The sequence below is a fragment of the Chitinophaga pollutisoli genome, assembly GCF_038396755.1.
Lineage (GTDB): Bacteria > Bacteroidota > Bacteroidia > Chitinophagales > Chitinophagaceae > Chitinophaga > Chitinophaga pollutisoli.
In genome coordinates this window covers 3,263,322-3,288,189 of sequence record NZ_CP149822.1, presented here as the reverse complement: position 1 = coordinate 3,288,189, position 24,868 = coordinate 3,263,322, and the positions used below count along the sequence as shown (strand labels likewise).

Genomic DNA, 24,868 nt, shown 5'->3' with positions numbered 1-24,868 from the left:
AAATTGCAACGTAACCGTTTAACCATTCATCATGATCAGGATTACGCAGGCAGCGGAGCAGCAGCTGGCCATCGTGCAGCAGATCGCTTACGACACCTGGCCGCATACATTTGGGAAAATTCTTACATCCGAACAGATCGATTACATGCTGAACTTGATGTACGACCTCGCAGTGTTGAAAGACCAGGTAGAAAAGAAAGGGTATGTTTATCTGCTGGCTGAAGCAGACGGGAAATTCGGAGGATTCGCAGGATACGAACTGAATTATAAAGACGAACCGGTATCAAAATTGCACAAGATATACGTGCTGCCGCAGATGCAAGGCAAAAACATGGGCCTCGCGCTCATAGCGGAAGTGGAACGCATCGCGCGCAACGCCGGCATGGAAAAGCTGTCGCTCAACGTGAACCGCGACAATAAAGCTACGGGCTTTTACAAACGAAACGGTTTCGTGATTTCCGGAGAGGAAGACATCGACATCGGCCACGGCTTTTTCATGAACGACTATATCATGACCAAGAAACTGTAAAGCGGAATATGATCCAACGAAAACACCTCCTGCCAACCCTCGCCGCGGCCGCATTGCTGTGCTTCAGCTCCTGCGCCCGCCAAATCTCCCAATCCGGAAAAGCCTCATTCTACGCCGACAAATTCCAGGGCCGCAAAACCGCCAACGGCGAAACCTTCCGCCAGGGAAAAATGACCGCCGCCCACAAATCCCTCCCCTTCGGCACTAAAGTCAAAGTCACCAACCTCGACAATGGCAAAACCATTAAAGTCCGCATCAACGACCGCGGCCCCTTCGTTGCCGGCCGCATCATCGACCTTTCTAAAAAAGCCGCCAAAAAACTCGGTATGGTCAACGCCGGCGTCGCCAATGTAAAAATAAAGTATAAAAAGCCCAAAGGCTAAACCGATCCTTTCTTTTAACAATTTTTCGTCATATATTCGGGTAACATCACGTGTTCACCTATGGACTACTGTTTTCCCATACCTACAGTTTCCAATGAACTCCCCGCGATGACCAACCTGCCCGCTTACCCGGATTTTACCGTAACCCTTTCCGGAGAACACTGGCGACAGGCAGAGTTTGTCAATATCTCCAAGCTGAAAATAGTCGGCGCGGAAGTGGACGAAATCAAGGAAATCCATATCAATCACAGCCGCGAACTGGCTGAAGGGATTCGTGCGTTCGGCCAGGTGCATATCCGCAAGGCCATTGGCGCGCCGGAGCTTTTCATCCCCCTTTTCGAAATGCGTTCATTTCTTAATAGTGATTCGCTTGGCGCCATCGCCATCAACGACCAACCAGGGTTTGTGAAAAATGGTTTCGCCATCACTTCACGCGGCGGTTGTTATTACGGTACCGAAGAAAACGGGATCATCAAATCCCTCGCACTCTGCGATCCCAATCCGCGGGCGGAATACGAAGTGCCGCGCATCGTCCGTTATTTTTCCCTGGTTTTCGTGGACTGGTGTGAATGTATCATCCATACACCCTGATTTTTCTTTCCAATCCCCACCACGTCTGTGTTTTGTCAATTTTGACGAACAAACTTGCATCCCGGCTTCGGGAAAGTTTTATTTGTTTTATGAAAATGATACGCTACTCTTTCCTCTGCTGCACCCTTGCCGCAGCCGCGCCTTCCTTCGCGCAAAACACCCCGGTCGTGCTCCCGGGATTTACCGCCTACGCAGATCCCGCCGAAACCGGTGTGGATATCTCCGGCAGAAACGGCGTGGTCCGCTGGACCGACAGCTCCAACGCCGTCCATTTCTATTTCCATGCCGCCAACACCGGCGCCCTCAAACTGGGCCTACAGGCTAAAGCCGACGCACCCGCCACACTGCGCGTCAGCGTCAACGGCGCGGAAAAAACGGTGAACGTCCCCGCCGGCAGCGACTTCGCGGAAATCCCCGTCCTTTCCACCAAACTGAAAAAAACCGGTTTCTACGATATCGCCGTCAAAGGCATCTCCAAACAGGGTAATGTCTACGCGGATATCAAAGGCGTGACCCTCGAAGGCCCCGCGACCAAAGGCATCCAGTTCAATCCCAAATCCTGGCGCCGCTCCGCTTCCGTCCATCTCAACTACACCGCCCCCGAAGGTAAAAGCGTGGAATGGTTCTATGGCGAAATCACTGTCCCGGAAGGCCAGGATAAAATCGGCACCTACTTCATGTCCTGCGGATGGCACCGCGGCTATTTCGGGATGCAGGTCAACGGCCCCTCCGAAAGAAGGATCATCTTCTCCGTCTGGGATTCCGGCAAGGAGCCCGACGACCGCGCCAAAGTCCGCTACGAAGACCAGGTGACGCTCCTCGCCAAAGGCGACTCCGTGGTAGCACACGGTTTCGGTGGCGAAGGCACCGGCGGCCACAGCCATTGGGTTTACGACTGGAAAGCCGGCCAGACTTACAGATTCCTCATGCACGCAGTCCCCAAAGGCACCACCACGCAATATTCCGCGTATTTCTTCGTGCCGGAGCACAACGAATGGAAGCTCATCGCATCCTTTCGCGCACCGAAAGACGGCAAATACATGGGCCATCTTTATTCCTTCCTCGAAAACTTCAGCTTCGAAAACGGCCATATGTACCGCAAAGGTTATTTCGGAAATCACTGGATCAAAACGCCCGAAGGTGAATGGATCGAGCTGACGAAAGCGAAATTCACCAATGATGCTACCGCCCGCGCCAAAGACCGCCTCGACTTCGGCGGCGGCTCCGAAAAGGGCTTGTTCTACCTCTGGACCGCCGGTTTCATCCCCGCCAATGCCAAATTGGGCGATATTTTCGAGCGCCCCGCTATCGGAAAAGCGCCCATGATCGAATTACCGAACTTCTAGATTATAAACGCTTCAGATACGAAAAAGCCCTCGCAGGAGGGCTTTTTTAGTGCTATAAAAAGTAAAATTAACTTGTCTATATGTAAAATGTACTTGACTTTTTGTAAAAAACCCTTAACTTAGTATTATAAAATCGCTATTTATGAAACCTAAGTATCTCTTACCCCATGTCTACAAAAAAATCGGCTGGTTTATCCTCGCACCGTCGATGATTTTGGGAATCATTTGCTTTACACCGATCAACGAAATGTCTTTCCCGCCAAGCGAATGGCTGCAGCAAACTTTCGGTAAAGCCATCGAAGAAATCACGATGTTGCTGTTATTCGCCGGGTTGCTGCTCGTTTCGTACAGCCGCGAAAAAGATGAAGACGAGTACATCGGCCGCCTCAGGCTCGAATCGCTGCAACTCGCCGTCATCGTGAATTACGTGCTGCTCATCATCGCGTCATTTATCTGGCACTGGCTCGATTTTCTCTCCGTCATGATGTACAACATGTTCACGATTCTCATCATTTTTATTGCCCGTTTCCACTTCTTGCTTTACCGACAAAAAAAGCCGCCGCATGAAAAACAATATAAAAATCGAAAGGGCGCGGATGAATCTTACGCAAGACGAACTCGCCCGGCTGACAGGCGTTTCGCGGCAAACCATTAATACGATCGAATCCAACAAATATGTTCCGTCCACCATTCTGGCCCTGAAAATTGCCCGGGTTTTCGAAAAGCCGGTCGAGGAAATTTTCCTGTTGACCGACGAAGATTGATGGTTTCAGCCAGCTTCTCCTTCCGCCATCAGCCGCCGTTGTGTCACTCACTTCGGCGGCTTGTTCTTTTTTCATCCCTTTCAAAAATTGTACATTAGCAGAAATTACCCCGGTATGGCCAAAAACCCGATACAGCCGATTGCTGATGCCATCAACCCTTTCAAAATCCGCAAAAAAAGGTTGATGAACTTTAATCCCGTTACGGCCGTTGCTTCCCGGAAACCGGTGGATCATGTCCGCATTACCGTGTACGAATACGACAGCGGATATTTTCATGAAGAAACCACCGACACCGTGGCCGACTGTTTCCGGTTCGCCGAAACCGACACCAAAAAATGGATCAATGTCGACGGCGTCCGCCGCGAAGAAGTGGAAGCGCTTTGCCGGCATTTCAATATCCACTTCCTCCTCATGGAAGATATCATGAGCGAAGGCCAGCGCGCGAAGATGGACGAGATTGGCGAAAACCTCTTCTGCCTCTTGCCCATGTGCTATTTCAAAATGGAAAGTTCCGCGGTGGATATCGAGCAGGTGAGCCTCGTGCTGGGGAAAAATGTAGTCATCTCTTTCCAGGACGATCCCAACCGCGACGTCTTCAACCCGATCCGCGAGCGCCTGCGCACCGCCGGCACCAAGCTCCGCGTGTCTGGCTCCGATTATTTGCTTTACGCGCTGCTCGATGTTATCGTCGATAATTATTTCATCGTCATGGATCACCTCGGCGACCGCATCGAGCTGATGGAAGACATCATTCCCCGCCAGCCCAACAACCGCACGCTGGCGCGCGTGAATTACCTCCGCCGCGAACTGATGGAATTCAAGCGCGGCATCACGCCCGTCCGCGACCTGATGAGCGGTCTCATGAAATCTGAAAACGTGCTGCTGGAAGAGAATACCGGGAAATATTTCAAGGATGTGTCCGACCATATCATCCAGGCGGTGGACCTAGCAGAAAGTTACCGCGATATCGTCATCAACCTGCAGGAGCTGTACCACGCGCAGATGAACCAAAAGCTGAACGAAGTAATGAAGGTATTAACGGTGGTGACTACACTGTTGGCGCCGTTAACCGTAATCACCGGGATTTATGGGATGAACTTCGATCACATGCCGGAATTAAAAAACCCCAACGGATATTTTATAACCATTGGGGTAATGCTCCTGATTTTCCTGGGAATGATCATTTTCTTCAGGAAACGCGGATGGTTTTAATTACTTCTTTTTATAGACCGGAACGGTGGAACAGGGTTCCCCGTACATGATACTTTTCACTACCGGCCGCAGCTTTCGCGTGATTTCCACATACGCGGCTTCGGGCACGGCTTTATCCGCACATCCTTTAATGATTACGCGCTGGTCGGCGAAAGCATTCGCGTCGATCCCGGCAATTTTTTCCAGGAAAATCGTGTTGCGTAAAGATGTTTCGTCGCCATAACCCACGCGCGACGCAACGGGCTCCAGGTAAGCGGCCGGCAGCATGTAGGCCCAGAAGGGAATGATGGCGTCCGCCGTGCAGGTGATGGTTACGGCTTTTCCACGGTATTGCTCCCAATCGTGCTCCTGCAGGGCCGCCCGAAAGTCTTTTTCCTTCAGGATCAGTTCCATGAAAAGGTAATCTTTCAGGTCAAACACCATGATGGTTTCCTGGGGGTAATATTGTTCGAGATCTATAGTGACGAGCGCGCTCTGCGCTACTTTATTAACAATTTCTTCCATACTGCAAATTTACGGATTTTCCGGCGAAGCCTGTCCCCGGCCGCCGGGCGCAAAAAAAAGCCGGGCGATGCGCCCGGCCTTCTGGATATCAGGATTTTCTAAAATCAGTTGCCTCGGTAGAATTCAGCGCGGTTGTCTTTCACGCTGCTGTTTTTCTTCAGCACGGATTGGAACAACTGCTGCTGTATCAGCTGCTGGATGCCACCTTCGAACGCCTGGCTTTGCTGGGCGTAGTCGAGTGCGGGAACGTCGGCGGTGGTGTAGTTATTCACCTGGATCACGAACACGCCGGCCTGACCCTGGATGGGAGCGGAAACTTTATTGGTTCCCCAGGCTTTGTTGAAAGCTGCGCCGATCACACGGGGTTCGAAGTTGAGCGCCGGAGCGTAGGAAGAGGAGAAGTTAACGCCCTCTGCGGTGAGCACCGGCTGGTTCGTAGCTTTGGCAGCTGCATCCAGGTTGGCGGGCGTACCCAGTTTAGCGATGATCTGCTCGGCTTTCTTCAGTTTACGTACTTCCGCTTCTACGGTCGGGCGAACCTCGTCGAGCGGAGCGGTACCTTTCTCGCGGATGCTGGTGAGCACTGCGATCACGAATCGGTCTTCCAGCGAGAACACGCGGCTTACTTCGTTTTTGCCGGCGCTATAAGCCCAGCTTACGATTTCGCGGGAGGAACCCAGGCCGGGGAGCACGAAGTCCATCGGTTGGATGTTTTCTGCAATCCGTTTGTTGAGGCCTTTTTCCTGAACGGTTTTATCGAAAGCGGTGCGGTTGGTGTTGGCGGCTGCGAATTCGTTGGCTGCGGTCAGCATGTCGTTGCTGGAAGCGGAGCTGGCGTCTACACGTTTGCCGAGGTACGCGATTTTCAACGCGGGGCCGATGTTTTTCTGCTCGGTGATTTTCACTACAGCATAGCCGATGGGAAGTTTCACGGTTTTAACGGCGCCAGTGGCTCCTTCGAAAGCAAAGGTTTTCACTTCTGCCAGTTCAGCGGGAACATCGGTGTGGGGGGCCAGGGTAACTTCACCACCGTTTTCTTTGGCGGCAGGGTCCTGGCTGATCGCTGACGCGATGGCTGCAATGTCGCCGCCGCCGCGTACTACTGCTTCCACGCTGTCAGCTTGTCTTTTGGCGATGGAATCGCTGCCTTGTTGCGCGAAGATCAGCACCTGGCGGATTTTCACGGTGTCGGCCATGTTTTTGCGGTCGAGCATTTTGGCGTATACCAGCATGTTACCATCAATATAAGGACCGAAGGAAGCGCCTTTCGGCAGGTCGATGATCGAATCTTTGTTCGGTACCTGGATGGCGCTGCGGGAAACGTAACCGTCGTACTGGTTGTATTCGGAGTTGAGTTTTACGAATTGGGTAACATCGGGCGTGGTATCCATTTCAGCCTTCAGTTTTTGGATTTCGGCGAAAGCGGCTGCGGAGTCTGCAGCGGTGGGGATCACATCGAAAGAAACGTATTCGATTTTACGGCCTTCCGGAACTTCGAACATGGCTTTGTTATCCGCGATGAATTTGTTGAGTTCGGAATCGGTCGGTTTGATGGTGCTGTCGGCGATGGTAGCGTAGGGCACCTGCACGTAACCGATGTTGGCGTTTTTGGCGGCATCTTCCTGTTGTTGCTTGGCGAGCCACTTAGGATAATAGATACCTTTATTTATTAAGGAGTAATATTTCAGGTTTTGCTGGTATTCGACGATGGATTGTTCGAAAGCCAGGATTTGCGCTTTCATGTTGGGATCCTGCCGGGCAGCCTGGTTGAATTGCTGCAGAAGGGAAGGATCGTAAGCGCCGGTCTCGCGGTTGGAAAATTGCTGGCGAACCATGGGGTGCGGGTTGTTCACACTGTAGGCATCTACCAGTTCGGCGTCGGTAACTACGATACCCAGGGCTTCGTACTGTTTCGCCATGATGTTTTCGCGGAGGAAACCGTTCCAGGCTTCTTCACGGAAATACTGCTGCGCTTCTTCGTCGAAGGTTTGCCCCGGCATGCGCTGGCGCATCTGGTCGGTGGTGAATTCGATCCGGCGCTGATAATCCGCGATGGTCAGCTCTTCTCCGTTCACCTTGCCCACAACATTGGACTGGCTCATACCGGATCTACCGAAAAATACGTCTTGTAATAAAAAGCTCACAATGGCCAGGCAGATCAATACGATGATCCAGACAGCGTATTTGTCCCTGATTTTCTGAATAACTGACATATAATATATAGTCTGATTTTAAGAGGTAGCAAAAATAGAATAATTTAATTGTAACTGCAAAATAGCTTTTATTACCCCAAAAGCCAATACAGTAGAGGGTTTGAGCGATTTAAGGAGGGGTGGTTTTTATCCTTCATTCACACATTATCCACATTTCATAAAGTTTTAATGCACAGGTATTGGTTGTTATCAATCAGGTTTAGACGACCGCCGGTGTACAGTTTCGGGAGATTTTTTTCGCGGAACGGATGTTGCGGTTATCCACAAAATAAGCAATACATCCATATAATCCACAACAAATTGTGTATTAATCGGCCTTAAAAACTGAAAACGCATGAAAATTTCCGGTCTTTTACGATTTCAGAAAAAGGGGGTTGTTTTCCCACAATTGTTGTGGATAAACCTGTTGTTAAGGCTGTTTTTTGTGGGAAAAGCCGCCTTCCGGTGGAGGTAAAACTAAATTTGTTTTTCTGGCCGGATCCGGTCCGGGAATTCCGGCTGTGAAAAACCCGGTTGTTTTAACACTTTCTTAATACCATGCCCACGAAAAAGTTGTTCAGTAAATTTCTTGTCAACACTGTGGATAAAGCGGACGAAAATCAGCAGGGGCGCGGAATACGGTTGTTAATTTCCTGTGGATAGCGCGCAACAAAATAATAACAACTACATTTGTATCAGGAGGAAAAAACAAGTTTCCCCCAAATTCACACCCCTAATAGTAGTGGGCTTTTTCTTCTTTTTAAAAAGAAAATTTAATCTATAGCTATGTTTACGGAGTTAACGGAAGCAAAAAAAATTTGCAGAAAAAGGGATTTCTGGATATGGAGGTGGACGTACGCCTGGATCTCTTTGCTGAAATCGAGCGGCTCAAAAAAGAAAAAAACGCCATCATCCTCGCGCATTATTACCAGGAACCCGATATCCAGGACGTGGCCGATTATATAGGCGACAGCCTCGGGCTTAGCCAGCAGGCCGCCAAAACGGATGCCGACATCATCGTTTTCGCCGGCGTTCACTTCATGGCGGAAACCGCGAAAATCCTCAGCCCGCAGAAAAAAGTGCTCCTCCCCGACCTGAAAGCCGGCTGCTCGCTGGCCGACAGTGCGCCGCCGGAGCTTTTCGCCCGTTTTAAAGCGCAATACCCGGACCACCTGGTGATCTCGTATATCAACTGCTCCGCCGGCATCAAGGCCCTCTCCGACATCATCTGCACCAGCTCCAACGCTGAAAAGATTATCGAAGCCGTGCCGAAAGACCAACCCATCATCTTCGCGCCAGACCGTAACCTGGGCTCCTACCTGGTGAAGAAGACCGGCCGCGACATGGTATTGTGGAACGGCGCCTGCATGGTGCACGAGATTTTCAGCCTGGAAAAGATCACGAAACTCAAAGTGCGGCATCCCAAAGCCAAGATTATCGCGCACCCGGAATGTGAAGCGCCCGTCCTGGCGATCGCGGATTTCATTGGTTCCACGACGGGACTGCTCAAATTCACGCAGCGCGATGATGCGCAGGAATATATCGTGGTAACGGAAACCGGGATTTTGCACCAGATGCAGAAGGAGAACCCGAATAAGACGTTCATTCCCGCGCCACCGAACAATGCCTGTGCTTGCAACGATTGTCCGCACATGAAGCTGAATACGCTCGAGAAACTGTATTTGTGCATGGAGTATGAACAACCGGAAATCACGATGGACGAGGCGCTGCGCGTTGCGGCGAAGCGCCCGATCGACCGGATGCTGGAAATCAGCGCCCAGGCAGGATTGTAAAACTGGATGTTTCCGATATTGAAAACCGTCTCTCGAAAGGGGCGGTTTTTTTGTTGTATAATTCTGAATAGCAAATTGGTACATATTACCAGTACAGTGTGGCATTGACTTTCGGAAGATTAGCTTTTCCGGGAAGCAATTTTACCCTACAATGACGATGGATTTTTCCACATGAATAACTATTTCTTTGGTTCAGGCGAACCATCCGATACATTTGCCGCTTCGATAATCCTGTAATCTCTCTTTTGGGAGCAGGTCTCAGGATAATTGAAGTGGTCTCCCGGATCCGGAGATGGAATTTTTTCTGAAAGATTTTTCGGGATGGAGAAGTTGTGCCTTGTCGGGTCGGTGGAAAATGGATTCCTGCAGTGATAGATGCGGGTATTCGGATTTGTTGACCCGGGGATTTTTCCGCCGGATGTCTTTTAGGGAAGTAGGTTTTTCTGAAATTTTTTTTCGGGGTGAAGAAGGTATGTCTTGTCAGGTAGATAGATGAAGGTGCTTGTAGTGATAGATGCTGCACCGGATAATTTGCCGGAGTATTCTTCGCCGGAGATCTTTTCGGATGCAGTTTTTCTGAAAGTTTTTTCGGAGTGGAGAAGGTATGTTTTGTAGGAAATGTATATGGACTAAGTAGTGATAGATACATTTTCCAGGATTATTTCCTACGGCTTTTTCACCTGGAGATTTTGGAAGAATTTTTATGGGAGATTATTCGGTTTGGAAGTGAAGGCTTTTGGAATTGAAACCCGGTTACTGCAGTGATAGATGCAATTTGACTGGGATGATTTTTTAAGGTGCACAGCAACTGAATAATCGTTTGTTGTTTTGTTTTTCTGAACATTTTTTTCGGACTTGGTAGGCTATGTCTTGTAGTGAAGAATGATTGGTGTCTATAGTGATAGATATGATACCAGGAATCTGCTTCAGGTTATTGGTGATCCTGCCGGGATGTTGGATGAACAAGTTGTGAGAGGATTTTTTCGGGATGGAGATGTAGTGCCTGATTTCTTTACATGGCGTTACACGTAGTGATAGATGCGTGCTGGCGCTTGTTAATAGATGGGCTTTTCCGCTGAGGGAATCTTGTTTTATGGCGTGTCTTTTTCTAAAAATTTTTTCGGGTTGGAGAAGTTATGTCTTTACACGACGTATTGGGAGTGTCGGATGAAGTGATAGATTCGTGCGGCGTTTTATAATGATCGGAAGATTTTTTCCGCCGAAGGAGTATTGGATCAGGACTTTTTTTCTGAATGATTTTCGGACTGGGAAAGTTATGTCTTGTACGATGTGATGCCTGTTTTTATGCTGTGATAGTTGCATGATCCAGGCGGTCGTTACTTGTGATGTTTCCCGCTGTAAATTTTTTAGACGACAGATTTTTTCTGAATGATTTTCAGGATGGAGAAGTGATGTCTTATCGGGAATATCCGGATTCCATACAGCCGGTTTTCAGGTAATGATTTTCTCCGCGAAAGATCATGCGGGCGATTTTTTTCTGAGGATTATCTCGGACAGGGGAAGATATGTCTGTAAGTGAAGGAATACCGGTTTTTGCTTCGTCGATTGTGAATACCGTTTTTTTCATCAGCATAGTTAAATTGTATTTCAGCGAGATTGATGGAGGAAGATGGATTCTGTAATCGTCCTGTGTAATAGTATATGTACGCATTGTGGGATTGCTGGGAGATAGTTCACCTCCTGCCCCAGTCAATAAAAAAGCCATCTCGATGGAGACGGCTGGAAAGTAGAAATTGGGTTATGCTGGTTAGACAGCAACTTCTTCTACCCAGATATGATCGGCTTCGGTTTTGCGGAGAGATAAATTGTATCCGGCTACGATGATGCAAATCGGATCACCCAGCGGAGCGATTTTCTCAATCTTAACTGTTTCCCCCGGAACACATCCCATTTCCATGAGTTTTATATGGAGATCGCTTTTTTCAAATTCCCGGATGACCGCGCTTTTGCCAAGTGTGAGGGAAGAAAGTTTAATCATAACTATTTGTTGAGCGAGTTAAAACCAATCTGTGACTATCGTCCCAGCTATTACGTGGCAAAGGTACCGCTCCACGGTCATAATGCAAAAAAGGGGGATCATGAAACGCTTTTTCACCATAATTTTACACAATGGCAATCAATTTTATAGCACACGAGGTAAAGATCCGGCTGAAGGAGCGTACAAAGCTGAAGGCATTTTTAAAGGATTTGTTCAAACGGGAGGATCGGAGATTGAAGGGACTTCATTATGTTTTTTGTTCGGATGAGTATCTGTTAAAGATCAACCAGGAATTCCTCCAGCATGATACATACACGGATATCGTTACTTTTGAACTTTCGGAGAATCCGGATATTACGGAGGGTGAGATTTACATCAGTATTGATCGGGTGCTGGAGAATGCAAGGGAATTTGGCGTAACGGAAGAATATGAGCTGCACCGCGTAATTTTCCACGGTGCTTTACATTTATGTGGGTATAGGGACAAGTCAAAGCAGGAAGAGATCCTCATGCGTGAAAAGGAGGATGAGAACCTTCGTCTGTATTTCGGACATTAAATTTGACTTACGTTCCACGTGGAACATATTATAAAGATTGAAGCTCCCGGGACTGGGAGCTTTTTTTATATGTATTCCCCGCTATAGCTGTATACTTATATTCGCCTTCTATCTACTCATCTTTAAACCTTGGTGATGCAGGTATTTGGTTATTATGTGTCCTGGGATTTGAAATGGATTTCACCGCGGCTAGTATGTTGGCTTTCTAAGGCAATTCACGGTGCATGACCCGATTTCCTTATCACTTCATCGCTTCTTCAGGAACACACTGATTTACATTTGCGAATGGCTTTCCTGGTCAGATATGTTGTCTTGCATCCCTCTTGGATTTCAGCTACGCAAGTCACTTGGTTTAGATTTGCCGGGTGCGAATTTAGCTTTCATGCCTGGATGCTTTCCTATACTTTTTTATCATGCAGTAGTATCCATATGAATTATGGTTCAAACAAGCCAAGAGGTTTGTTAATTGGGTATGTTGGAAGCCAGAAGCCGAAACGTATTATTGGCGTGACATATTATTGGCCATCAGAGTTTGGATGGCAGAGATGTTATGTTTGTTAAAGCCTAGGCAGAATCAAAGGTATAGGGATGGAATACTCTGGAGACGTTGGCATTTTACTAAGGGTGATGTTAAGTTGCCATCTAATACCAGGCTGAGCATGGCCTTCTCGGGATTTCCTCTGTTGTTTATTTTCTAGTTGTTTGCGATGGATGTTACATATTCTTCTTGCTTCAAACCCAAGGTATTTTGCGCAATTTGTACAGATGTTATGGTGTTAAGATGGGCTATCAGGTCACATTCGGATCAAATTCCCTTAATAAGTGGGTTATTGGGCAACTTTTCGGTTCTTTTGAATATCAGTCAGGGTATTGTTTTTTGAGTTAAGCACCTCCTGATACGGATTTGGAAATGACGTGATTTATTGATTGGCAACATAGGACTGAGCTCACCTACTTGGTAAAGGGCAGTATAAAATCGCGCTTTTTTGCTTTCAATTAGTACTTCCATACTTTGCTTACCCTTCCTGGCGTCAAAGCACCTGAATTTGGTCTATTTCCCTACTTCTTTTCTTATAAATCTGAGGGAAACGGTACAGTTACAGCTGTCTTAAAGATACGAACTCTCCTTATGCTTGCTTTATGGGCTATTGGCATTTCACTTTTCCGGTGATTATATGAGGTAAGCCTTCGGACGGGGCATAGGTTTAAATGTTTAGTTTCTATGGATAAGCGGTTATTAGGAGTAATTAAAGCTAGGATTTCTTTAGAAAAGGATGTTCCACGTGGAACAATGGCAGTTGGCAGATTTTACCAGGGTTTTTAGGGGAATGGTGATGGTCCTTAGAATATTGAATGGTAGTTTTGGCTTTTCTTGTAGTATGTAATAATGGAATTTTGGTTTGTTGTTTTCATTATGAGATTATTGTTGCTCTGGAGTAATGAACAGACGTTCGACACGGATGCATGTGTATGTTATCAGTTGACAATACTTCCTTCAAGTATGGAATTCATCACATTGGAGTAGGATTGCCTTATGACTTCTTCTATGTCGAGGAACTCTGGGATATATCGGGTGTAAAAACAGTTTTATAGTGAATAATGCCCTGCTTTACATTAATATGAGATGTTCCACGTGGAACATCATAGATTAGGATCATGGATTTGCAAGGTTGGAGGCGTTTATGAGCTGTCTACACTAGGCTTATAGGTTAATTTGGGGTGAGATTATACATGTTAAGCCAATGCTACGAGATCGCGGGTATATATGGTTCATGATTATATAGGTAGCAACAAGTGGACGTTAACATGTGTTTGTTGTGGCATGTGACGGCCGGATTCCCGCTGGGCATAGAACATTTGAGTCTAACCTTTCCATAGATGTACCCTAGGGATAAAGTCCAGCCTAAGTTTTTCGGTTTTCAACACAACTTTGAATCAGGTAATTTGAAATAATGTCGTATTAGTATATAGTCAGGGGTGCCAAATTTAGAGTAGATAGACCCCTTGGGAGGGAATCAGATAGATAGTACTGGCTTATGACGTTTATCGTCTGTATTTGCAGATGAGACACCCAATGCTGTTAATGATAATGGCTGCGGGATACTTTAGGTATTAAGATGTAGCGTTCTACGTGGAGCAATGTGGGATAGGAGTGGATTCCGTATAATCGGTGGTCCTTGCCAGTCATTTGAACTGAGATAAGAGTTTATATAGTAGAAAATAGACCAATTTGCAGTTGTTTCTAATAGTATTTATGTTGTGTGTTATAGCTACTGGTGAATTTATTGATCATTCAGAGGGACAATTGTTCCACGTGGAACATTACTATAGTAAATGAATATTTAGCGCTTACTCATATTTACAGTCTTTTTAGCTCTAATTGTTCTGATATAATTGTTTATTGGTTAGTAGTGTGAGCGAATTAGGCGTTTACTAAGATATATTTTATAGGATATGGGTAGATTTAGATGATTCCAATTGCTTACAGTGAGTTTGCCCCAATGCTTGCCTTATTTAATCCTGTTGATATTGCCGGTTTCCTTCAAATTAAGTGTGATTTGTTAAAATAGTTTGCTGTATCACCTACCGTGGGTATTACACATGAATGTTTTTCAGGTGTCGACGAGGGATGTCATATAAGATAAGGGGGCATTCATAAGGAAACAATGAATGGACCAGGTTCCTTTTTGGATTTCAGTTTTAAGAGTGGGGAAGCTTAGGGAAACTAACAACGAAGTATGTAAGTGTTGATAAACTTCGATAAATAAAGGTATTTGTTTAACGGGTTGCTATGGGATAACGTTGCAATTCATCTATCTTAGGCGCTTGCGTCTCGTTCTAAGCGGTTTTAATAGCGCGGGGAGAAGTCCGGCTTCGGGTTCTTTGCAGTTTTAAGGGTAAATCGGATCTATTCATGGGTCGCTCTCGCCTATATGAAATGCATTTTTCTCACCTTCCTCCTATTTGAATCCTGGTATCCTTCTCCTTTTCAGCAGAAAATATTCCTAATATAGACTTGTTCCTTCTATTCAAATATTCCCCTTCAGGGATCAAATATCGTTTGTTTAGGAAGTGACAGCATATTCTTCCTTAAAATACAACGCTTGTGAAATGCTGGCATCTGAATTCCCAACTTATCCCCTGCCCATCAATCTTTTGACTTAACTTTGCACTTTCAAAATTCAAATAATGTTCCCAGTTTACGATGTTATTGTAGTAGGCGCCGGACATGCCGGCTGTGAAGCCGCTGCTGCCGCCGCCAACATGGGCTCCCGGGTACTCCTCGTTACCATGAACATGCAGACGATTGCCCAAATGAGTTGCAATCCCGCCATGGGTGGTATCGCAAAAGGCCAGATCGTTCGTGAGATTGATGCCCTTGGAGGGTACTCCGGCATCGTGACCGACCAATCCATGATCCAGTTCCGCATGCTGAATCGTAGTAAGGGGCCTGCTATGTGGAGCCCCCGCACCCAAAACGACCGCATGCTTTTCGCCGCCAAATGGCGCGAAGCTCTGGAGAATACACCGAACGTAGACTTCTACCAGGATATGGTGAAAGGGCTCATCATCAAAAATGGCGTTTGCCGGGGCGTGATCACCGGTCTCGGACATGAAATTTCTGCCAGGGCTGTTGTACTCACAAACGGCACTTTCCTCAACGGCGTCATTCACATCGGAGATAAACAGTTCGGCGGCGGCCGCGTTGCAGAAAAAGCGGCAACCGGAATCACTGAACAACTCGTTTCCCTCGGCTTCGAAAGCGACCGTCTCAAAACAGGAACACCTCCCCGTATCGATGGCCGCTCCCTCGATTATTCCAAAATGGAAGAACAAAAAGGCGACGATGAAATCGTTGGTTTTAGCTATATGGATGTAGAAAAAATCCGCCCGGAACAACAACGCTCCTGCTGGATCACCTACACCTCCGAACAAGTACACGACATTCTGAAAACCGGATTCGACCGGTCGCCTATGTTCCAGGGAAGAATACAGGGAACCGGACCGAGATATTGCCCTTCGATCGAAGATAAAATCAACCGCTTCGCGGAACGCGAAAGACATCAGCTCTTCGTGGAACCAGAAGGTTTCAATACCGTGGAAATTTATGTGAACGGATTTTCAACCTCCCTCCCCGAAGACGTCCAGCTTAAAGCGCTTCGCCTCGTGCCGGGTTTCGAAAATGTACGCATGTTCCGCCCGGGATATGCGATCGAATATGATTACTTCCCACCAACACAATTGCAATTTTCACTGGAGACGAAGCAAGTGTCTAACCTGTTTTTTGCCGGTCAGATCAACGGAACTACCGGTTACGAAGAAGCTGCTTGCCAGGGTTTGATGGCCGGAATCAACGCACATTTGAAAGTCCGGGCGCAGGCGCCGCTCGTTTTGAAACGCAGCGAAGCTTATATTGGGGTGCTGATCGACGACCTTATCAACAAAGGAACTGACGAACCTTACCGCATGTTCACCTCGCGCGCGGAGTTCAGAACGCTCCTCCGCCAGGATAACGCCGACCTCCGTTTGACCGAACGCAGCCATGCGCTTGGCCTCGCGAGCGACGAGCGCATGACCCGCACCCGCGAAAAATTGGAAGGGGTAGAAAAAATAAAAGCGATTTTGAAAGAGTTACCACTCGAACCAGAGGAGGCTAACTCCTGGTTGCAAGCCAATAACTCCGCATCGCTTACACAAAAACAACGCGCGCACCAGGTCCTCCTCCGCCCCGGCATCGACATTTTCTCGATGTGCGAAAACTTACCTAAAGTCGCTAAAGCACTGGAAAATTATTCAAGAGAAGTGTTGGAGCAAGTGGAAATCCAGGTAAAGTATGATGTGTATATCGAGAAGGAAAATGAACTCGTGCAACGCATGAGCCAACTCGAAGATTTGATGATCCCTGAAGCATTCGATTATTCGAAACTCGTTTCGTTGTCGAACGAAGCGCGCCAGAAATTTACACGCATCAAACCGAGAACACTTGGCCAGGCCAGCCGGATTAGCGGAGTGAATCCGAGCGATGTGCAAATCCTCATGGTCTACATGGGCCGATGATAAAAAAATCATCAAATACAAAATAGAAAGGCGCTCCGAAAAGAGCGCTTTTTTTATGTTTCACATGGAATATGTCACTTTACCATCGAAAATTCATAAATGATTGATTTTCAACTAAATAAAAAAATCCTCAAATTTCGATGATCTCGATGTGCTTCAGGTATATATATCAAAAACCATTATCGTTTAAATTTCGGGCGGAAAAGTGGCTTAAATTTGAAAGGGTTATTTTAGAAGATCAACTGGTAAAAGAAATGAGGATTTTTTGCATGAAGGCAACCCTTGTTTCACGAAAACCGTACATAAGGTAGAAAACGCCCGAAAAAAAATTTTAACCATTCCGTCTTCCCGCGGTTTCGGGAAACCCGAATTAAAAATCTAGTGCAAGACATATCAGCAATTATAGCGGGCTGTAAAAAGTGGGACCGCTCCAGTCAGGAAGCACTTTACCGGCAATTCTTCGGATATGCCATGGCAATCTGTTTGCGATATGCGAATAACAAAGATGAGGCGATTGAAATTTTAAACGACGGGTTCTTGAAAATTTTTCACCACATCGATTCTTACGATTCGTCCCGACCTTTCAAAAGCTGGTTGAGCAAAGTCATGGCGAATACTTCCATCGACCATTTGCGCAGCCGGAAGAAAATTCATTTTACCGAAGACATCACACAAGTCTATGATCTCGGTATGCCCGACGAACATGCGATCAGCAAATTGACGTATGAGGAAATTCTCGGGTTGGTCCAGGTGCTCCCTCCTGCTTACCGGACTGTTTTCAATTTATATGTTGTTGAAGGATTCCAACACCAGGAGATTGCTAAGATGCTTGGCATTTCGGAGGGCACTTCAAAATCCAATTTGTTTAAGGCGAAAAGGATTCTCAAAGAAAAAATCGATGCGTTAACATCCATGAATATTTCCGGCTCCGGCCCGATCGGCGCCACCCAACCGTCATGAGCGAACAGTTTGAACATAATATCCGAAAGAAGCTGCAGGATGCAGAAGTTCCGTTCGAGCCCCAGGCCTGGGACCGGATGGAAAAACTGCTGGACCAACCCCGCAACCGGCGCCCGATGTGGTGGTGGTTCGGCGGCCTCGCCATTATCCTCGGGCTCGGCGGTTGGTGGTGGTTCACACGCCCTGCCAGCTATAATTTTTCATCTTCCCCCAAAACGGAAAATTCCGCCAGTACCACCGTACCGGAAAATGATGTGGAAAATGGATCTCCTGATAAAAATGCAATACCTGAAGAGGACAACAAATTGAATGTGGATAAACCGGATGGTGCGACAATCTCGGAAAGCAACAACACAGAAAAATCTTCCCGCAAAGCGATAATACCGATTTTTAAAGAATCGGATGCGGTGAATAAATCGCCGGCAAATTCTGAAAGGAATAAAGATGTGAACGAACAGGCTAACGCCTCCATTCTTTCTTTTCATAAAACGACTACGAACGAAACGATTAAAACAGGTGTGGACAAACCTATCGCTCCTTCCGTTTTAACTTTCCAAAAATCGAAGTTGGAGGATGAAAGGAGAAAAGATGTGGATAAAACTGTCTCAACAGCTCCCTTATCTTCCCAAAAAGATAAAAATGCTTTACATGTTCCGGCAAGTGTGGATAACCCCTCCCTTCCGCCGGCCACGTCCGATAAAAATCATGCTCCAAACACCAGCGCGCCCACCCCTGTGAACAACTCGGCCAACCCGGCCGTACCAGACACAAATACGGTGAAGGAATTTTCCAATGAAACCTGGAAAGCCCCGCGGAGAAAGGGTTTCGATGGTGGCATCCACCTCGGTCCGGATGTAAATGCCACCGGATCGCTCACAGGTTTACGTGCCGGATTTACCGGAGGCCTCCTGATAAGGTACCATGTGAATAACAAATGGTACCTGAGTACCGGGGCCGCCTACACAAAAAAGTTGTACCAGGCGTCTCCAAAAGAATATAATTCTCCCTACCCCGGAAATTATGTGGATATCGATGCCGATTGCGATGTGATCGATGTGCCGCTGCAAGTGCATTATGTATTTGCTGAAAATCCCTCCGGCCGATGGAACGTGAGCGTTGGCGCTTCCACTTATTTCATGCTCCGCGAAAAATACGACTACTATTATCCCAACAATTATAAACGCACCCGCGTTTTCAGCAACCAGAACCAACACTGGTTTTCTGTGATCAATATCAGCGCGGGCTGGGAAAAAAACACGAAAGGACGACTGAACTGGGGCTTGCACCCCTATCTGAAAATCCCGGCCGGCGGCGTGGGAGAAGGAAAAGTGAAGTTGTATTCTGCCGGCCTTAGCCTGCAGCTGACAATGGGGAAAAAGTAAAACGAGTTATTTATTCTTCTTTTCGCGGACCCGCTTGTACACCTTGATCGCTACCATCAGGCAGGCGGTGAAAATGATGAGGCCCACCATCGACCAGATCATACTTAAAAAACTTTTCAGCACCACCAGGAAAACGATCGCCACCAGGAAGATCGTGGCTACCTCATTCCAGACACGCAATTGCGTAGAGCTGCGTTTCACCACGCCGGCATGGAGATCTTTGTAAATGCCGTGGAGAAAAAAGAAGTAAAAATATAGTCCCAATACAAACGCAAGTTTTATCCACAACCAAACCGGAATGCTTCCCAGCAAAAAAGCCATCCACGGACCGAAGACCAACGTGAGGATTGCCGAGGGCCAGGTAATCCCGAACCAAAGCCGTTTCATCATGATCCGGTATTGATCCTGGAGGATGCTGCGCTGGGGCTCTTCCATCTCCTGCGCTTCCGTGAAATACACAAACAGCCGCACAATGTAGAACAGTCCGGCGAACCAGGTCACGATGAAAATGATATGAAGCGCCTTGATGGTGAGATACATATTCTGCAAAAATAATCAAAATAAACCCTGCGTCCGTTGTTAGCCCGAAACCGGCGCCCGGACTATAATTGCTCCCTGTCCATATACGAACCTTTCCGGCTGTCGGGGGAGAAAACATAAACGAGCAGCGAGATGAAAATGCAGATGGTCACATACCAATAGTACAGCGATTCGTGGCCAACGTCTTTCAACGCAAACGCGATGGTTTCCGCCGTTCCCCCGAAAATGGCGACGGTCAGCGCATACGGAAAACCCACGCCGAGTGCCCGGATTTCCGCCGGAAACATTTCCGCTTTAACAACGGCATTGATCGACGTGTAACCACTTACAATCAAGAGCGCGGCGAGGATCAAAAAGAATGCGCTCCATACCGAAGTGGCCTGGCTGATCGCCGTCAGCAGCGGCACCGTGCACAATGTTCCCAACACGCCGAAGCCGATCAGCAAAGGCTTTCGCCCGATCCGGTCGGACAGTTTACCGAACAGCGGCTGAATACATGCGAAGATCAGCACAAGGAAAAACGAAATCAGCGTGGATTCTTCTTTAGAAAGTTTCACGGTGTTTACGAGAAACTTTTGCATGTAAGTGGTATAAGTGTAGAACGCCAAAGTACCGCCCATAGTAAGTCCCACCACAGTCAGCACGGCGCGCGGGTGATTTCGGAAGAGCGCTTTCACGGAGCCGCGGTCTTTCTTTTTGATATTCACATTCACGGATTCGTGCATGTTGCGGCGGAGATAAAGTGCGGTGATCGCCAGCAGTGCACCGATGACGAATGGGATGCGCCATCCCCATTCCGCGAGTTGTTCGGGTGTAAGGAAAACTCTTTGCAGGAGCATTTGCACCCCGAGTGCGAGGATTTGTCCGCCGATGAGCGTTACGTATTGGAAGCTGGAGAAGAAACCCCGGCGTGAGGAGTCCGCCACTTCACTGAGGTACGTGGCGGAAGTGCCGTATTCGCCGCCGACACTAAGGCCTTGCATGAGTCGCGCGAGCAAAAGCAGCACTGGCGCGGCTACGCCAATGGTGGAAAATGCGGGCGTGCAGGCGATCAGCAACGAACCGAGCGACATCAGGAGTACCGAAAGCGTCATCGCCGTTTTCCGGCCCTGGCGATCGGCGATGGTGCCGAAGAGCCATCCGCCGAGTGGGCGCATAAGAAAACCGACGGCAAATATCGCGGCGGTGTTCAGGAGTTGCGCGGTGGCATTGCCGGAAGGGAAAAAGACCGGCGCGAAATAAATCGCGAAGGCGGAATAGGCGTACCAATCGTACCATTCCACGAGGTTGCCGACGGATCCGGTAAAGATTGCTTTCAGTCGCCACGATGTTGTGGCTGCACGTGGAATGGAATTGGTGGTCATGTCTCAAAAATAAATATTTCCGGCACATCCTTAACAAATGCTTCACGCGTCTCATTCCCCGAAAAACCGATTATGGAGGATGATGAAAAAGAAGAAAAGGAGATACAAATTGAAATGGGTGCGGCAGCAAATGAAAATCCGTTTATTGTCGCAGGAGATCATTCGCTTCCGCCGTCAGTTTTCACAATCGTCGCGGGACAGGAACCGGAAGATGAATTACATCATCGACCGGATGAATAGTCTCTGGCCCGGCGAGTCGGAGTCATAACGCCCACTGCGCAGGCAAACCCATGAATTTGCCGTAGGTCTTCGCGGCGGTTGATAACCGCTCCTCCCCGATCGCTGTTTTGCCAAAAGGTATATATACCATTTCAACCGATTTTTTCCCGATTTCCCGTCGCCAAGTTCCTACGATTTTTCCTTTTGAAACTACCAGATACGGCAAAATACCGTTCGGGGGAGATAATATTCCCGGAGGTACATTTTCCGCTACCAGTGATCGATCGGCATAGCTGATGTAATATTCATCAAACCCTGATAGCAACCGCACTTTCCCGTCTGGCTTGGAAGCGGTTTCACCGTTCGGGAGGAAATACGTCTTCTCGCCGAATACAAACCGTTCCGTAATTCCAGCATCTTCAAAGGCCCGCCGGCAGGCCGTTACGGGGAATCCGCTCCACCACGAAAAATCTTCCGCCGTAGCAGGGGAATGACTTTCCAGGTATCGGATCGCCAATTCCGTCAACGGGTGTTTCGGCATTGGAGCAATGTCGTCCGGCAACCAATCGCGAAGCAGTACGTAAGTGAATTCTTTTCCCCGCCGGGGGCCGCAGCATACCACCTGTTGCAGTCCCGCGAAAGTGAGGAACTGGTTCATGCGATGGTCGGTGGTGTCGATGTGTCTTTTGTCGAGGATGGATTTCAGTTCGGCGCGGGTGAGTGCTTCGTTGTTTTTGAGTGCGTCGTCGATGTGGTGGAGTGCTTTGGACAGGATCGCATCGTCCACCCCCAGTTTTTTCCACAAGCTGGCGGCCTGGAGTTTAATACGCGGTGTTACGAGGGCCGTTATCCAGCGGACGTCTTTCGGGTGCATCAGGTGCAGCGTTCCCCGGAGGCTGGAAATACGGATCAGTTTTTTCTCCGCTAAAAGTTGCTCTGCGCCGGCATCTGTGAGCCCGTAGCAACGCTGGCCCAGCGACCATTTCGCTCCGGCGAAGTCCTGTGCCTGGATAGCGCAAAGGTGTGCGGCCACGTCGGCGGGGGCCAGCTTCGAGGGTTGTGTCAAACGTTGCCGGGTGAGCCGGGTAGCGAGGATGGCGGCGTGATTCATCCTTCGAAAATATGGAATTGGGACCGGGAATCATCCATGTATGCGCTCGTTGGGTTATTAATTTATCTGGTCGAGCCGCCAAATTACCCGAACAACCTGTTAATTTTATAGGTCGGGCTAATAATTTACCTGGCCGAGCCGCAAAAAAAGCGGCCGGAGCCGCTTTCTATTTATTAATCCAGTACATAAGGCCATCTTTGCGGCCGCGTTAGCGTTGCATTGGCGGCATCATCGTTCATGAACCTTTCTTTTACGGGGTCCCAGAAAAGTTTGCGCTTCAGTTTCATGGCCGTGTGGTTGAGGAGGCAAACGGTACAGGCCCGGTGGCCCACTTCAATCGGTGTGATCGGCTGTTGGCGCGTGCGAAGGGATTCGAGCCAGTTGCCGTGGTGGTCTTTGCTGTCGGTCAGCCGGATTTCGTTTTCACCGATTATTGAAGTGAGAATTTTCGGGTCTGATGCGTCGAGGGCTTTACTGTTTTTTGCCAGGCTCGCGGGGTCGTTGGCGGTAGCGGCATAGTTTCCGCGGGAAACGAAGATCCATCCGTCGGAGCCTACGAACTTCACGCCATTGGGATATGTGTTGCTGGCGAGCACCTTCACGCCGTCGGCATAAATATTTTCGGATTGGAACGGCCCGTGCACATCCCAAAGGCTCCCTGCCGCAGGGAACTCCGCCTTGGCGGATACTTCCACCGGACCGGTATATTCGTACCCCAGTCCCCAGTTCACGATATCGAAGTGATGCGCGCCCCAACCGGTGATCATGCCGGCGCCAAACTGCTCACAGCGGAGCCAACCTGGTCGGCTGAAGTCGTTGGTAGGATGAACGCGTTTCAGGGTATAAGGCGCCCAGGGCGTTTCGCCGAGCCAGGCGTCATATTGCAATCCCACCGGAACGGGCATTTCTTTTTCGGGGGTACTTTGAGAGGGATCGTCAATCGGGAGGCCCACATATACGGTGTGTACTTTCCCTATCCTGCCGTTGCGCACCAGCTCGCAGGCTCTTTTGAATTGCGGCATGGATCGTTGCTGGCTTCCGATCTGCAGGATGCGTCCGTTCTTGTGCACTTCATTGCTGAGGTAGCGCCCTTCGGAAATGGTGAGCGAGGCCGGTTTTTGCATGTAGACGTCTTTCCCCGCGCGTACGGCTGCCACGGCGGGAATCACATGCCAGTGGTCGGGCGTGGAGATGATGACGGCGTCGATGTCTTTATCGGCCAGGAGCTCCTGGTAATTTTCGTATGCTTTGGTGCCGTTGTACGCTTTGCCGGTCTTTTTAGAATAGTAATCGTTGACGAGCTTACGTGCGCTTTGCAGGCGGTTGCTGTCGAGGTCGCAGACGGCCATCACGTTGGCCTGTTCGTGTTTCCAGACGCCGGGCATGTCGTGTTCGCGGGAGATGCGCCCGTTGCCGATGGCGCCGACGTTGATACGATTGCTCGGAGCCAGGGGGCCGCTGATAACGTGTGCCGGAACGATCATGGGAATGTGGCTGAGGGCCAGGCTACCGGCGGCTCCGGTAAGGGCGTTCTTGAGGAATGTCCGGCGCGATCCGCCGCCGGTGTTTTTCTTGGGTCGCATGTGGAATATGATTGAAGGTGATCAGAATCCGATTGAATTGCCGCCGTCTACCGCCAGGCTGGTTCCCGTAATGAAACCCGCCGCCGGCGATGCGAGGAACACGGCCGCCAGGGCCACGTCTTCCGGCTTGCCCAATTTTCGCATGGGCGTGCGCCCGAGTACCCGGTTCTTCCGGTCGGGGTCGTTGTTCAGTGCCTTGGCCGACATCTCCGTTTCAATAAAACCCGGTGCGATGCAGTTGACGCGCACGCCATCGGGCGACCACTCCACGGCCATCGCTTTCGTCATCCCTTCCACGGCGGATTTGGCTGCGGTGTACGCGATTACTTTCGGGATGCCGTATTTCGCAGCCATGGAACTGATCATGACGATGCTTCCGGATTTACGCGCCGTCATCCGCCGCGCCACTTCCCGTGATAATGCGAAAACGGCCTGGAGATTGGTACGCAGCACGGATTCGAATTCCGCGTCGCTCACTTCGAGAGCGTCTTTTTTCAGATGGATGCCCGCATTGTTGACGAGCACGTCTATCGGCCCGAAAGCGGATTCAATTCCATCCACCAGCTCGGGAATCATTTCCAGCTGCGAAAGGTCGCAGGCGATGGTCCGGATATTTCCCCCGATGGCCACGGCCGCGGCTTCAAGCACATCGGCCCGCCTGCCGGCAATGATCACGTCGGCGCCGTACCCGGCGAAAGTACGGGCAACGGCCAGCCCGAGGCCCGAGCCGCCGCCCGTTATCAATGCTCTTTTACCCGACAGATCGAAATCGTGCATGACT

At 48.9% G+C, this 24,868-nt stretch carries 21 protein-coding genes; 13 read left to right on the top strand and 8 right to left on the bottom strand.

Going from position 1 to position 24,868, the window contains the following annotated elements; translation table 11 throughout:
• The first annotated feature begins 31 nt into the window (after nucleotides 1-31).
• The 7 genes from WJU16_RS13710 to corA all read left to right on the top strand — a co-directional run bounded on the left by WJU16_RS13710 (nucleotide 32) and on the right by corA (nucleotide 4,825).
• Nucleotides 32-529 carry a GNAT family N-acetyltransferase gene (locus WJU16_RS13710; RefSeq protein WP_341834066.1) on the top strand — a complete coding sequence of 166 codons (498 nt, stop codon included), beginning with the start codon at nucleotides 32-34 and terminating at the stop codon, nucleotides 527-529.
• An 8-nt stretch (nucleotides 530-537) separates the two neighbouring features.
• The gene (locus tag WJU16_RS13705) at nucleotides 538-912 is read left to right on the top strand and encodes a septal ring lytic transglycosylase RlpA family protein (RefSeq protein WP_341834065.1); all 375 of its coding nucleotides are present in this window, start codon (nucleotides 538-540) and stop codon (nucleotides 910-912) included.
• 60 nt (nucleotides 913-972) lie between these two features.
• Entirely contained in the window at nucleotides 973-1,503 is a 531-nt protein-coding gene (locus WJU16_RS13700; protein WP_341834064.1) for a hypothetical protein, read from the top strand.
• Between the two features lie 89 nt (nucleotides 1,504-1,592).
• Complete coding sequence (locus WJU16_RS13695) at nucleotides 1,593-2,849, top strand: DUF3472 domain-containing protein (protein WP_341834063.1); 1,257 nt, start codon at nucleotides 1,593-1,595, stop codon at nucleotides 2,847-2,849.
• A 142-nt stretch (nucleotides 2,850-2,991) separates the two neighbouring features.
• Nucleotides 2,992-3,504, top strand: coding sequence for a hypothetical protein (locus WJU16_RS13690; protein WP_341834062.1), 513 nt, complete (start codon nucleotides 2,992-2,994; stop codon nucleotides 3,502-3,504).
• Nucleotides 3,413-3,613 (top strand): helix-turn-helix transcriptional regulator, encoded by a 201-nt coding sequence (locus WJU16_RS13685; protein WP_341834061.1) that lies wholly within the window; start codon nucleotides 3,413-3,415, stop codon nucleotides 3,611-3,613. The genes WJU16_RS13690 and WJU16_RS13685 overlap by 92 nt, the downstream gene beginning before the upstream one ends.
• 183 nt (nucleotides 3,614-3,796) lie before the next feature.
• Nucleotides 3,797-4,825, top strand: coding sequence for a magnesium/cobalt transporter CorA (gene corA, locus WJU16_RS13680; protein ID WP_341834060.1), 1,029 nt, complete (start codon nucleotides 3,797-3,799; stop codon nucleotides 4,823-4,825).
• Here corA and WJU16_RS13675 read toward each other — a convergent pair whose 3' ends face one another.
• The gene (locus WJU16_RS13675; RefSeq protein WP_341834059.1) at nucleotides 4,826-5,329 is read right to left on the bottom strand and encodes a DUF2480 family protein; all 504 of its coding nucleotides are present in this window, start codon (nucleotides 5,327-5,329) and stop codon (nucleotides 4,826-4,828) included. It abuts the gene before it with no gap.
• A 104-nt stretch (nucleotides 5,330-5,433) separates the two neighbouring features.
• Nucleotides 5,434-7,542, bottom strand: a complete 2,109-nt coding sequence (locus WJU16_RS13670) for a SurA N-terminal domain-containing protein (protein ID WP_341834058.1) — start codon at nucleotides 7,540-7,542, stop codon at nucleotides 5,434-5,436.
• A gap of 821 nt (nucleotides 7,543-8,363) precedes the next feature.
• Between WJU16_RS13670 and nadA the strand changes: the two genes are divergently transcribed.
• Nucleotides 8,364-9,314, top strand: coding sequence for a quinolinate synthase NadA (gene nadA, locus WJU16_RS13665; RefSeq protein ID WP_341834057.1), 951 nt, complete (start codon nucleotides 8,364-8,366; stop codon nucleotides 9,312-9,314).
• Nucleotides 9,315-11,082: 1,768 nt separating this feature from the next.
• Here nadA and WJU16_RS13660 read toward each other — a convergent pair.
• Complete coding sequence (locus tag WJU16_RS13660) at nucleotides 11,083-11,313, bottom strand: FeoA family protein (RefSeq protein ID WP_341834056.1); 231 nt, start codon at nucleotides 11,311-11,313, stop codon at nucleotides 11,083-11,085.
• Between the two features lie 131 nt (nucleotides 11,314-11,444).
• Here WJU16_RS13660 and ybeY point away from each other — a divergent pair, with 131 nt between their 5' ends.
• The 4 genes from ybeY (at nucleotide 11,445) to WJU16_RS13640 (ending at nucleotide 19,270) form a co-directional block, all read left to right on the top strand.
• Entirely contained in the window at nucleotides 11,445-11,870 is a 426-nt protein-coding gene (gene ybeY / locus WJU16_RS13655) for an rRNA maturation RNase YbeY (RefSeq protein ID WP_341834055.1), read from the top strand.
• Between the two features lie 3,189 nt (nucleotides 11,871-15,059).
• Nucleotides 15,060-16,928: a tRNA uridine-5-carboxymethylaminomethyl(34) synthesis enzyme MnmG gene (gene mnmG / locus WJU16_RS13650; protein ID WP_341834054.1), complete on the top strand. Its 1,869-nt coding sequence runs from the start codon at nucleotides 15,060-15,062 to the stop codon at nucleotides 16,926-16,928.
• 381 nt (nucleotides 16,929-17,309) lie between these two features.
• Nucleotides 17,310-17,888 (top strand): sigma-70 family RNA polymerase sigma factor, encoded by a 579-nt coding sequence (locus WJU16_RS13645; protein WP_341834053.1) that lies wholly within the window; start codon nucleotides 17,310-17,312, stop codon nucleotides 17,886-17,888.
• Nucleotides 17,885-19,270 (top strand): porin family protein, encoded by a 1,386-nt coding sequence (locus tag WJU16_RS13640; RefSeq protein ID WP_341834052.1) that lies wholly within the window; start codon nucleotides 17,885-17,887, stop codon nucleotides 19,268-19,270. The genes WJU16_RS13645 and WJU16_RS13640 overlap by 4 nt, the downstream gene beginning before the upstream one ends.
• A 6-nt stretch (nucleotides 19,271-19,276) precedes the next feature.
• Here WJU16_RS13640 and WJU16_RS13635 read toward each other — a convergent pair whose 3' ends face one another.
• Together WJU16_RS13635 and WJU16_RS13630 are read right to left on the bottom strand one after the other, a co-directional pair.
• Entirely contained in the window at nucleotides 19,277-19,810 is a 534-nt protein-coding gene (locus tag WJU16_RS13635; RefSeq protein WP_341834051.1) for a CopD family protein, read from the bottom strand.
• A gap of 62 nt (nucleotides 19,811-19,872) precedes the next feature.
• The gene (locus tag WJU16_RS13630) at nucleotides 19,873-21,174 is read right to left on the bottom strand and encodes an MFS transporter (RefSeq protein ID WP_341834050.1); all 1,302 of its coding nucleotides are present in this window, start codon (nucleotides 21,172-21,174) and stop codon (nucleotides 19,873-19,875) included.
• Nucleotides 21,175-21,246: 72 nt separating this feature from the next.
• On the opposite strand from WJU16_RS13630, the gene WJU16_RS13625 reads away from it, so the two are divergent.
• A complete protein-coding gene (locus tag WJU16_RS13625) occupies nucleotides 21,247-21,414 on the top strand; it encodes a hypothetical protein (protein WP_341834049.1) in 168 nt (55 codons plus the stop codon).
• Nucleotides 21,415-21,436: 22 nt separating this feature from the next.
• Here WJU16_RS13625 and WJU16_RS13620 read toward each other — a convergent pair whose 3' ends face one another.
• The 3 genes from WJU16_RS13620 to WJU16_RS13610 all read right to left on the bottom strand — a co-directional run bounded on the left by WJU16_RS13620 (nucleotide 21,437) and on the right by WJU16_RS13610 (nucleotide 24,864).
• Nucleotides 21,437-22,504: a winged helix DNA-binding domain-containing protein gene (locus tag WJU16_RS13620; protein WP_341834048.1), complete on the bottom strand. Its 1,068-nt coding sequence runs from the start codon at nucleotides 22,502-22,504 to the stop codon at nucleotides 21,437-21,439.
• A gap of 173 nt (nucleotides 22,505-22,677) precedes the next feature.
• Nucleotides 22,678-24,087 carry a Gfo/Idh/MocA family oxidoreductase gene (locus tag WJU16_RS13615; RefSeq protein WP_341834047.1) on the bottom strand — a complete coding sequence of 470 codons (1,410 nt, stop codon included), beginning with the start codon at nucleotides 24,085-24,087 and terminating at the stop codon, nucleotides 22,678-22,680.
• Nucleotides 24,088-24,108: 21 nt separating this feature from the next.
• Nucleotides 24,109-24,864, bottom strand: coding sequence for an SDR family NAD(P)-dependent oxidoreductase (locus WJU16_RS13610; RefSeq protein ID WP_341834046.1), 756 nt, complete (start codon nucleotides 24,862-24,864; stop codon nucleotides 24,109-24,111).
• Nucleotides 24,865-24,868: the final 4 nt, after the last annotated feature.

What these genes read in the sequence shown, in the direction of transcription:
- WJU16_RS13710 (WP_341834066.1), top strand. Translation starts at nt 32, where the DNA reads ATGATCAGGATTACGCAGGCAGCGGAGCAGCAGCTGGCCATCGTGCAG.
- WJU16_RS13705 (WP_341834065.1), top strand. Translation starts at nt 538, where the DNA reads ATGATCCAACGAAAACACCTCCTGCCAACCCTCGCCGCGGCCGCATTG.
- WJU16_RS13700 (WP_341834064.1), top strand. Translation starts at nt 973, where the DNA reads ATGGACTACTGTTTTCCCATACCTACAGTTTCCAATGAACTCCCCGCG.
- WJU16_RS13695 (WP_341834063.1), top strand. Translation starts at nt 1,593, where the DNA reads ATGAAAATGATACGCTACTCTTTCCTCTGCTGCACCCTTGCCGCAGCC.
- WJU16_RS13690 (WP_341834062.1), top strand. Translation starts at nt 2,992, where the DNA reads ATGAAACCTAAGTATCTCTTACCCCATGTCTACAAAAAAATCGGCTGG.
- WJU16_RS13685 (WP_341834061.1), top strand. Translation starts at nt 3,413, where the DNA reads ATGAAAAACAATATAAAAATCGAAAGGGCGCGGATGAATCTTACGCAA.
- corA (WP_341834060.1), top strand. Translation starts at nt 3,797, where the DNA reads ATGAACTTTAATCCCGTTACGGCCGTTGCTTCCCGGAAACCGGTGGAT.
- WJU16_RS13675 (WP_341834059.1), bottom strand. Translation starts at nt 5,329, where the DNA reads ATGGAAGAAATTGTTAATAAAGTAGCGCAGAGCGCGCTCGTCACTATA.
- WJU16_RS13670 (WP_341834058.1), bottom strand. Translation starts at nt 7,542, where the DNA reads ATGTCAGTTATTCAGAAAATCAGGGACAAATACGCTGTCTGGATCATC.
- nadA (WP_341834057.1), top strand. Translation starts at nt 8,364, where the DNA reads ATGGAGGTGGACGTACGCCTGGATCTCTTTGCTGAAATCGAGCGGCTC.
- WJU16_RS13660 (WP_341834056.1), bottom strand. Translation starts at nt 11,313, where the DNA reads ATGATTAAACTTTCTTCCCTCACACTTGGCAAAAGCGCGGTCATCCGG.
- ybeY (WP_341834055.1), top strand. Translation starts at nt 11,445, where the DNA reads ATGGCAATCAATTTTATAGCACACGAGGTAAAGATCCGGCTGAAGGAG.
- mnmG (WP_341834054.1), top strand. Translation starts at nt 15,060, where the DNA reads ATGTTCCCAGTTTACGATGTTATTGTAGTAGGCGCCGGACATGCCGGC.
- WJU16_RS13640 (WP_341834052.1), top strand. Translation starts at nt 17,885, where the DNA reads ATGAGCGAACAGTTTGAACATAATATCCGAAAGAAGCTGCAGGATGCA.
- WJU16_RS13635 (WP_341834051.1), bottom strand. Translation starts at nt 19,810, where the DNA reads ATGTATCTCACCATCAAGGCGCTTCATATCATTTTCATCGTGACCTGG.
- WJU16_RS13630 (WP_341834050.1), bottom strand. Translation starts at nt 21,174, where the DNA reads ATGACCACCAATTCCATTCCACGTGCAGCCACAACATCGTGGCGACTG.
- WJU16_RS13625 (WP_341834049.1), top strand. Translation starts at nt 21,247, where the DNA reads ATGGAGGATGATGAAAAAGAAGAAAAGGAGATACAAATTGAAATGGGT.
- WJU16_RS13620 (WP_341834048.1), bottom strand. Translation starts at nt 22,504, where the DNA reads ATGAATCACGCCGCCATCCTCGCTACCCGGCTCACCCGGCAACGTTTG.
- WJU16_RS13615 (WP_341834047.1), bottom strand. Translation starts at nt 24,087, where the DNA reads ATGCGACCCAAGAAAAACACCGGCGGCGGATCGCGCCGGACATTCCTC.
- WJU16_RS13610 (WP_341834046.1), bottom strand. Translation starts at nt 24,864, where the DNA reads ATGCACGATTTCGATCTGTCGGGTAAAAGAGCATTGATAACGGGCGGC.